Origin of the sequence: Pseudomonas sp. GM80 (genome assembly GCF_000282515.1) — a bacterium.
Lineage (GTDB): Bacteria > Pseudomonadota > Gammaproteobacteria > Pseudomonadales > Pseudomonadaceae > Aquipseudomonas.
Window position 1 is genome coordinate 71,153 of sequence record NZ_AKJD01000064.1, and the last position, 9,425, is coordinate 80,577.

Genomic DNA, 9,425 nt, shown 5'->3' on the forward strand with positions numbered 1-9,425 from the left:
GGCCTACCTCTTCAAATCCGCTAGCCGGCAAGTCCAGCCAGGTCTGTCGTTTGCGTTGTTGGGGTCTGGAACGTCTCACGCAGCTACCTTCACCTGATGCCAGGCACCGGCGGCGTAGAACAGCTTCGCCGTTTCGGCTTCATCCATCGATACTTCATCCGGAATGGCGATCCAGCCTGATGCGACCAGATGTGCCGGGTTCGCGCTGTTGCGCAGATCGAGGTAGTAATGCTCGATGGCATCAGTCAGGCGCTCGACCTTGTAGATGCCATCCGGCGAGATCTCCACCGACTTGATGTACTCGGCGCCGCGCTCGTCGCGACACATGGCGGCGATGTAGATCGTCCAGCGGCAGGAGAAATCGAAGATCGCGTTGGCGATCGCCAGACTGCGGATCTGCCGGCAGCTCTTCCAGTTCGCCATGATCTGGGCTCCGCTCGGGTCGATGTTCACCACCGCGACGTGGTTGGTGCGCAGCAGCGCCTGGCAACTGCGTTCAGCCCGGGCGAAACCGTTGTTGGGTTTGCGTTTCGACTTTCTATCGCGTCCGTGCATTTTGCGCAGAGCCTTACGATCGGCTGCCGATATCGGCTTCGGGCGCCGCTTGAGTACCGTTTCAGGTTCTATTTTTTTCGAGCGTGGCGGCGGCAGAGGATTTCGCGGCGGACTTTTCAATTGGTCGATCCGCCCGCCGGCGTCCAGGTACCACGCAATCTTGTCCGATATCGCCTAGGCCTGTGGCCGGTGTTGCTCCACGAGGTTGCGGTGATTGCTGATCATGCTGTCCTCACTTGATCCGGATCGAGCTTTCGTCGCGCTCAAGATGAGCCCACACCGGTTCCGGTAGCAGTTCATGCTCCGCGTCTTCGCCGGCGTCCATGCGCTTGCGCACGGCGTCGTTGTGGTCGCGGATTTCCTTGAGCTTTGCCGCAATCGACTTTTTGTCAGGGGCGAACACGGTTTTCGTTTCGATAAAGTCATCTGGGATCTCGTCCTCCTTGTCGACGATCACCTTTTCCGGCGCCAAGGCCAATGTGATCGTGAACAGCGGGCGCTTGATCGACTTGATCGCCGCGGCCTCCATGTTCCGGCGGAGGTAGTCACTGATCTGCGTAACGCTGTTTTTCTTTACGCGCTTCAGCTCGTTCAGTCGTTCGACTCAAATGGCCGATGACATTCGTGAGATTGCCACCCAGCAGACGTACAAAACAGAAGTTGAAGACGCCGTTTTGCGTACTCGCACCGAGGCCGACAAAGATTTGTTGGAAGTCACGTGCGATAGCTATTACCGAGACGCAAAGAAACGGAAGTAGTCCGAATTTTCGTCCGCATCAGGGTGCGATCTGTCCGGGGCGCAAGCGGATTCGGCGGCAGGGAAAGCGCTATAGGAGATCGGTTCACTGTGAGGGCGAGCTGGTTTTCTTTGCTTTTTTAAAGCAGGGATGGGAGCAGACCTGAATTAGGCATTGGGTTTTCTCCGAGAAAGAACCTCGCGGAGCAGCGTGTTTCATGAAGAGTGTTTTACGTTTGGCGGGATGCCGTAGGAGGGGGGGGGAGCAGGTCGAGCTATAGAGCACGTTAGCTATCGGGAGAAGATTTCCAAACCCCAGAAACGACAAAGCCCTGAATAATCAGGGCTTTGTCGGTACCAAATATGGCGGAGGCGATGGGATTCGAACTCATGGACCTGTTACAGTCGACGGTTTTCAAGTCCGAAGATTAATCTTTATATTTCAATGCCTTACCTTGTATTCGTTTCCGCTAGGCGGTATTCATTAATGCTCTGGAGGCCTCTGAAATCAAGGGGTGGACACTTATTTGCGGAAACGAATTTGGCCGGTTATTTGGCGTTCTGGGTAGGCTCAAATCGCCCTAGACTTCAAGCTGCAATCGAGAGACTGCGCTTGATGGAAAGCGATTTTCATCTGAAGTGAGATTTGCAACCAACCTGGTCAGCCGTAATAGGCAGGACACTGCCAAAAGCGGACGTCGGCAGGCGACTGCTACCGGCCAAAAACTGACACCAAGAGCGTCTATAAAACCCGGGGCGGTTCACTCGTCCAAAAGCTACCTATCACGACGCGACTAGTATTTCGCGATTCCTATCAATCGAGATGGCTGGAAGTCGATGTTGCGCGAGACGATGTCATAACGGCATCATAATCATCGCTGTCGATGACTAGCCCCGATCAGCATTGCGCCTAGTCTTATTTACGTTTTTACAAGGAGTTGCTAACAGAATGAAGTCACACGATCAAGCTTTGTTTTACGTCGCTACGCTGACCAGCGGCTACGGCCCTGAACGCATTCTCTTGCCAGGTCGCAGTAGGGAAGTCATTGAAACCTATTCTGCCCCTCCAAACTGTAGGATCGAGCTTCACAAAGCAGTATGGCGCCCATTGGAAGATCTTCGAGATGAGGATGATGGCCTCACTTTCTATTTTGAATATGAAGGCGTTAGCTACTGGTTTGGGCAAAGCGCTCTTGGCTATGATTACCTCTTGGAAAGGTATAGAGCTGTGGTCAATGAATATTACCGCACCATTCATCCTGATATGGATTAGTACACGGCAAGCAGCTCTGGTTTCGTAAAAAGCAACGACTAGAAAGTGCCGTTGCAATAACACAGTTTGGCGATGGAATATTGGGGCGACAGCAGCTATTTCATCACTTAATGTAGCCGGCTTGAAGTGGTCGGCGCCAAATTACAGTATTAATATTTTTGAGAAGTTAGTATTGCAAAATGAGTGAGCATAGAGAAGCGCTTCTAGCGGGGGAGCTACTTGCATTAGTAAATGACCAGGCCGAGCTAACAGAAGCGAAGCTGAACGGCCAGCTACAATGGATTCAGCTTTCAGGCCCAGACCACAAAATAAAACCAGAAACCTGGGTCTTGAAAGCCCAACTTGGCACAATAGAAAAATTTCAGCAGATCATCAAGCTCGTCGGACTTGAACAGGATGTTTTTGTCATTGCCATTGCGCGCAATGCATTTGAGAATTTAATTTGGCTAAAGTTATTTAACCAAGATAAATATTATGGGTTGGTGTTTTATCGACAGCTTTTGCAACAGCAGCTAGACAGTCAGATGCAGGCGATTGCAAAGGCGCGAGAAGAAATCGAACTATTCAAGCAGCTTGAGTCAGAAGATGAGCCGGACTTTGATTCAATTGTTGATTTGGTTGATGAAAATACAACAAGGGATGAAAGACTCGCCATTATTAGTAATTGCGTAAAAGCTTGTGCGGAAAAAGTTGACTTAAAGGCGAGGTCTGCATTTTCGATCTACGCTCAACAGGCGAAGCGTAACGGCTATGCCTATCAAGCACACCTCATTGAGAGTGATGCTATTCCACATCATGAGGCGCGCATCAAAATATTAAACGAGCATATGGCGGAACTTTTGAGGTCAATGCCCGCCGATATCAACCCGCTACTCGAGCCTGAGTTTTTAGAAAAAGCTCCGCGCTGGAATTGGGCGGATCGAGCATCAAAGCTAGGAATGGCGTCTCAGTATAAATTTCTCTATGCATTTACTAGCAGACTATTGCACGCCACCCCGTTGAGTTTGGTAACCCCGGCAGAGCTTAGCTCACAAGAAAAGTGCTTACTTCTTGATTACCTTTGCCTATCAGTAAAAGCTTCGTACGAAGAGATAAGCAAATTTAAGTACGCCGGCCAAGTAAACGTGGTCGGATTTTCTTTTGATGGAGTCCAAAAATAGCGCCATTGGCAGGCACTTGATCGTTGCCAATGATGACCAAAGAAAATGGAGTGCGCAAAGTAAAGAATAGTCTGGTTTTCGTAGGCTAAGTCCCCCATTTTTTTCTCATGAATGTCCGCTATCGGCCGATTCTGTTGAAAAAGTCGGTTCGCCCAAATGGCCTGAATATTGGCCGGTGAAAACGCCTTTTTTACACGCTGCTACGTGAAATCTGAGCCTGGAAGCCTCTGCCCAAAGTAAAGATTTCAATCTCAGGCGCGTACTCTTCTGCCGTGGCAACCATGGCCGACTTTTTCAACAGAATCGGCCAGAAGCAGACCTTCCCAGCAGCCCGACCTCAGATAACGCACAGTATCGAGGATGTGCAGTGGCCGAGTACCATGTGACGGATTGGTCAGTCGTCTTTTACAGGCCTTGATTTCATAGCCTACAACCTTGATGGCTCCCTCAAATACCAATTTTTGTACCATCCTCACGTCCTCGTCCCCCGGCACACTTGCTTAAACTCAATCGAAGCACTTATCTTGGCACAGTGCTTCCTGCGCTAAGCGGATACGCTTCTTGAGGGCAAGAGGGCAATGTCTGCTCAAATCAACGCAAGCAGGACAATTTAGCGCCCCTCCAAGCATGTTTGTTTTTGCAGTTTAAAAGCAAGACTAAAAATTTTTGCCGAATTAGGCTGGCGCTTTATCGAATAGAGTTTAAGGACTGTTTATGACTAGGAAATCACTCCCAACTAACATTACCCGTAAACTGTGGTCTCAATGCGGCGGGTACTGCCAGAGACCTGACTGCAATAAGTTGCTTTTCGCAGAAAGCGGGGGTAAAAACGTTAGCTTGGCTAATGTGGCTCATATAATAGGTCACGGCGCTGACGGCCCTCGCAGTGAACACGAATTAGCTGAACAAATTGACAAAGATGGGTTTGACAACCTCATCATGCTTTGTTTGGCATGCCATAAAATCATCGATGAGCTTCAGTCTCAGTACCCAGTAGAAGAAATTCTAACCTGGAAGACCCAACACGCCGAAAAAATTTCCGCATTATTCACCTCGCCAAAATTCCCAGATGAGGACCACCTTCTACAAGCAGTTAATGATCTACTCGAAGAAAACCGAACCATCTTCGAAGAATATGGCCCATATTCCGACCTGGTTATCAATAGCGACTCTGGGGATGCCTTAGAAACCTGGCGACTTCGAAGTCTTGATACTTTAATTCCAAACAATCGAAAAATAATAAATTTGATTGAAAGCAGCAAATATAAATATGGTTACCCATGGGAACCGTACAAACAAATGCTCAGGTATAAAATGCATGCCGACGCTTTTCAGGATAATTGCCTGAGCGATAAAAAAATTAGTGAATACAAAACATTCCCCATTGAATTTGACCATTTCATCAAGGCGAAACTCGGCATTCCCACGCCATCAATAGAAGCAATCAAAGACGAAGAACTTGAATTCCGACACAATCAAATCCAAACCTTTATCAAAAGATTTTTAGGTAACCACAACTATATTAGCAAGCTCGAAGAGCTCAACAAATCTACAATGATAGTAGATTTGCTGGACGGTCGAATGTTGAAAGTTTTTGTCACCAATACTTACTACTTCACCGAGCACACGCTAGACAAAGTCACAGAAATCGACCCAGGTATTGACGCAATAATTTGCTCATGCCCATCAGGACAATACGCCCCATCCGCCAAAGCACTGTGCATTCAAAAAGGGATAGGTCTTTTCATGCTGGGTGAGTTCATGGGGGCAATTCGGCTGACTGGCGAAAAGTATCTTAATTACCTAACCAGTGGCGACAGGAAAACTCGCATAGAAAGACTTGGAGGTGCGGTTCAAGCACTCCGCCCTGCTGCTGGCACCGAGGTATACCTTTTTGGATCCTACCTACGCCAGAAATCACACAATGACATTGACATCATGATTGTATACAAGGACGCCGCTGCGAAAGCAGCAATGATTGCACTCGAAGCAGGCTTAAGGGGATGCACAAGATACGAGGATGAGGCGCTAGATATCACAATCGCATCCAAAGATGAATTCGCCAAATTAAGATTAGATCAAGACAACTTGACCCGAGCATTCCCCTAACAACACAGAGTCCGCTTTTGGCCGACTGCTGCCCTTCGCAGCGGACAGCAATCGGCCAAAAGCGGACGATCCTGATAGGCACCCTTGAGTGTTAGACTTGCGCTTTTGCTCTTACTCCAAGGTGTTATTGCGTGAATACGGAAAATCATTCCCAGACGGCTGCCTTTCTCTGGTCAATTGCCGACCTGCTGCGTGGTGATTTCAAGCAGTCTCAGTACGGCCGCATCATCCTGCCGTTCACCCTGTTGCGACGCATGGAGTGTGTGCTGGCGTCGACCAAGGATGCCGTGATTCGCGAGTCCTACGCCCAGGAAGGCCGCCCAGACACCGTACGTGAAATGTATATGCTGCGTGCAGCAGGTGGCCTGCAGTTCTTCAACGCCTCGCCGCTGACCCTGGGCACTCTGTCCGACACCCAGACCTCGGCAGACCTGATGAGCTACGTGCAGTCCTTCAGCAAGGACGCCCGCGAGATATTCGAACATTTCCACTTCGAGGACTTCGGTCAGCAGCTGGCTAGCGCCAACCTGCTCTATCAGGTGGTGCAACGGTTTGCTGCCACCGACCTGAGCCCAGAGCGCATCAGCAACTTCGGCATGGGCATCATCTTCGAAGAGTTGATCCGCAAGTTCGCCGAAAGCTCCAACGAAACCGCAGGTGAGCACTTCACCCCGCGCGATATCGTGCACCTTACCACCTCGCTGGTGATCACCGACCAGGACCACAAGCTCGCGCCCAACAGCATCGTCACCATCTACGACCCGACCGCCGGCACCGGCGGCTTTCTGTCCGAGGGTGACGAGTACATTCAGTCCATAAGTGAAAAGGTCAGCGTGTCTCTTCACGGCCAGGAGCTCAACCCTGAATCTTACGCAATCTGCAAAGCGGACATGCTGATCAAGGGCCAGGACGTGGCAAGCATCAAGCTCGGCAACACCCTGTCCAACGACCAACTAGCCGGCAAGCACTTCGACTTTATGCTCAGCAACCCGCCGTTTGGTGTGGAGTGGAAGAAGGTGCAAAAGCAGATCATTGACGAGCACAGCCACAAGGGTTTCGACGGTCGCTTCGGACCTGGCTTGCCACGGGTGTCCGACGGCTCACTGCTGTTCCTCCTGCACTTGGTCAGCAAGATGCGTGATCCGCGCGACGGTGGCTCGCGCATCGGCATCATCCTTAACGGCTCTCCGCTGTTTACCGGTGGTGCGGGTTCAGGTGAGTCGGAGATTCGCCGCTATCTGCTGCAGAACGATCTGGTCGAAGCCATCGTTGCGCTGCCGACGGACATGTTCTACAACACTGGCATTGCCACCTATGTGTGGCTACTCAACAACCACAAGGCCGTTGCGCGCCAGGGCAAGGTGCAGTTAATCGACGGCAGCCAGCACTTCGCCAAAATGCGCAAGTCGCTGGGCAGCAAGCGCTCGTACATTAGCGAGGATCAAATCAGCGAGTTAGTGCGCCTGTATGGTAGCTTCGAGCAAAACGCGCAGAGCAAGATCTTCCCCGTTGACGCCTTCGGCTACCGGCGCATCACCGTCGAACGTCCGCTACGCCTCAACTTCCAGACCAGTGCCGAGCGCATCCGCAAGGTGCTGGAAGAGAAAGCCATCGAAAAACTTAACAGCGCGGCCCAGCAACAACTGGTCGAAGCCTTGCAAACCATCGAAGCTAGCGTGCTGCACCGCAACCGCGAGGAGTTCAGTATGCTGCTTAAAAAAGCTTTGGCCGCGCAGAACATCAGCGTAAGTGCACCGGAGCTGAAAGCCCTGCTCAATGCCCTAAGCGAGCGTGACGCCGAGGCGGACATCTGCATGACCAAAGGCCAGCCGGAAGCGGATGCCGGCTTGCGCGATAATGAAAACGTGCCATTGGGGGAGTCAGTGTACGATTACTTCCAGCGCGAAGTGATCCCCCATATGCCGGATGCATGGATCGACGAAAGCAAGACGGATGCGCAGGACGGTGAGGTCGGCATTGTCGGTTTTGAGATTCCCTTTAACCGTCACTTCTACGTGTTCCAGCCACCGCGCTCGCTGACCGCTATCGATAGCGATCTGAAAGCCTGCACCGACCGTATCAAGCAGATGATCGAAGGGCTGTCGGCATGACGTTTCCAGCGTATTCGGCTTACAAGGAATCGGGCGTGGAGTGGCTGGGCGAAGTGCCGCAGCATTGGCCAGTTTATTCACTAAAACGTACGGTGGATGGGTGCGTAAACGGCTTATGGGGCGATGAGCCTGATGGCGAGAATGATATTGCAGTCATCCGGGTTGCTGACTTCGAGCGTTCTTTTTCGACTGTTGGACTAGATAAGCTTACTTACCGAAGCATCACTACAAAAGAAAAACAGTCGCGTTTGATTAAGTCAGGTGATTTGCTGATCGAGAAGTCTGGGGGTGGAGAAAAAACGCTGGTTGGCTGTGTCGTTTTGTTTCGTCATGAATTTGAGGCGATTACTTCAAACTTCGTGGCGAGAATGCGACCTCTATCGGACTTTGATAGCCAGTTTCTTTGTTATTCCTTCGGCACTCTCTACCACGGCAGGGTTAACTATCCTTCGGTGAAGCAGGTTACTGGCATCCAGAATCTCGATGCGGAGTCCTACTTGCAGGAACGGTTTTGCTTTCCTTTGCGAGTCGAACAAACCCAAATCGCCCGCTTCCTCGACCACGAAACCGGCCGCATCGACGCGCTGATCGAAGTGCAGCAGCGCCTAATCGAACTGCTCAAGGAGAAGCGTCAGGCCGTAATCTCCCATGCCGTCACCAAAGGCCTCGATCCCACGGTGCCGATGAAAGACTCCGGCGTGGAATGGCTAGGTGAGGTGCCGGCGCATTGGGTAGTGGCCAGCCTGAAGTGGTTTTGGTCAGTAACCGACTGCAAACACATCACAGCTGAGTTTGTGGACGATGGGATTCCTCTCGCGAGTATTCGTGAGGTACAGAGTCGGTATGTCGCTCTCGATAACGCAAAGCAGACCACGGAAGTATTTTACCGGCAGCTTATTGAGGGCGGTCGAGAGCTTGTTGCGGGCGATTTAATATTCAGTCGTAACGCTACGGTTGGAGAGGTGGCACAAGTCGCTGATTGGCATCCTCCGTTTGCTATGGGTCAGGACGTGTGTGTACTGAAAAAACAATGCCAATGGCTTTCAAGTGATTACTTGCAGGCTGTTTTGCGTTCACCGGTCGTTATGGTACAGCTTGATAACCTGATGATCGGTTCGACCTTCAAGCGAATAAACGTTGAAGACATACGCAGGATTATTGTGCCGATGCCGCCGCAGGACGAGCAGAAAATCATCGCCGAATATTTGATCCAAGAAACCGAAATGATTGACTCGTTGCTTTCAGAAGCACAACGCGCGATAGCGCTTCTCCAAGAGCGCCGCTCCGCCCTAATCTCCGCGGCCGTTACCGGCAAAATCGACGTGCGCGGCTGGCAGCCATCGGGAAGAGTGCGTTCCCCCGAATTAGAATTTGAGGCCGTGTAATGGCAGACAGCAGGGAAGCGCAATTTCAGCAGGACATTATCGACACCTTGGCCGCCCAAGGCTGGCTAGTCGGCACGGCCAGCGGCTACGACCGCC

General features: G+C 51.3%; 6 protein-coding genes and 1 pseudogene. 5 read left to right on the forward strand and 2 right to left on the reverse strand.

Annotated features, from left to right (window positions below; all coding sequences use genetic code 11):
- Nucleotides 1-75: 75 nt before the first annotated feature.
- A complete protein-coding gene (locus PMI37_RS11235; RefSeq protein WP_008080784.1) occupies nucleotides 76-555 on the reverse strand; it encodes a hypothetical protein in 480 nt (159 codons plus the stop codon).
- Nucleotides 556-787: 232 nt separating this feature from the next.
- Nucleotides 788-1,159: pseudogene (locus tag PMI37_RS11240) on the reverse strand (siphovirus Gp157 family protein); the annotation flags it as partial.
- Nucleotides 1,160-2,240: 1,081 nt separating this feature from the next.
- On the opposite strand from PMI37_RS11240, the gene PMI37_RS31855 reads away from it, so the two are divergent.
- The 5 genes from PMI37_RS31855 (at nucleotide 2,241) to PMI37_RS11265 (ending at nucleotide 9,329) form a co-directional block, all read left to right on the forward strand.
- Nucleotides 2,241-2,564: a hypothetical protein gene (locus PMI37_RS31855; protein ID WP_008080789.1), complete on the forward strand. Its 324-nt coding sequence runs from the start codon at nucleotides 2,241-2,243 to the stop codon at nucleotides 2,562-2,564.
- 179 nt (nucleotides 2,565-2,743) lie between these two features.
- Nucleotides 2,744-3,724, forward strand: a complete 981-nt coding sequence (locus PMI37_RS11250) for a hypothetical protein (protein ID WP_008080791.1) — start codon at nucleotides 2,744-2,746, stop codon at nucleotides 3,722-3,724.
- A 714-nt stretch (nucleotides 3,725-4,438) separates the two neighbouring features.
- On the forward strand, nucleotides 4,439-5,833 hold the full coding sequence (locus tag PMI37_RS11255) for a nucleotidyltransferase domain-containing protein (protein ID WP_008080793.1): 1,395 nt from the start codon (nucleotides 4,439-4,441) through the stop codon (nucleotides 5,831-5,833).
- Nucleotides 5,834-5,964: 131 nt separating this feature from the next.
- Nucleotides 5,965-7,944, forward strand: a complete 1,980-nt coding sequence (locus tag PMI37_RS11260) for a type I restriction-modification system subunit M (protein ID WP_008080794.1) — start codon at nucleotides 5,965-5,967, stop codon at nucleotides 7,942-7,944.
- The gene (locus tag PMI37_RS11265) at nucleotides 7,941-9,329 is read left to right on the forward strand and encodes a restriction endonuclease subunit S (protein WP_008080804.1); all 1,389 of its coding nucleotides are present in this window, start codon (nucleotides 7,941-7,943) and stop codon (nucleotides 9,327-9,329) included. The genes PMI37_RS11260 and PMI37_RS11265 overlap by 4 nt, the downstream gene beginning before the upstream one ends.
- The last annotated feature ends 96 nt before the right edge of the window (nucleotides 9,330-9,425 follow it).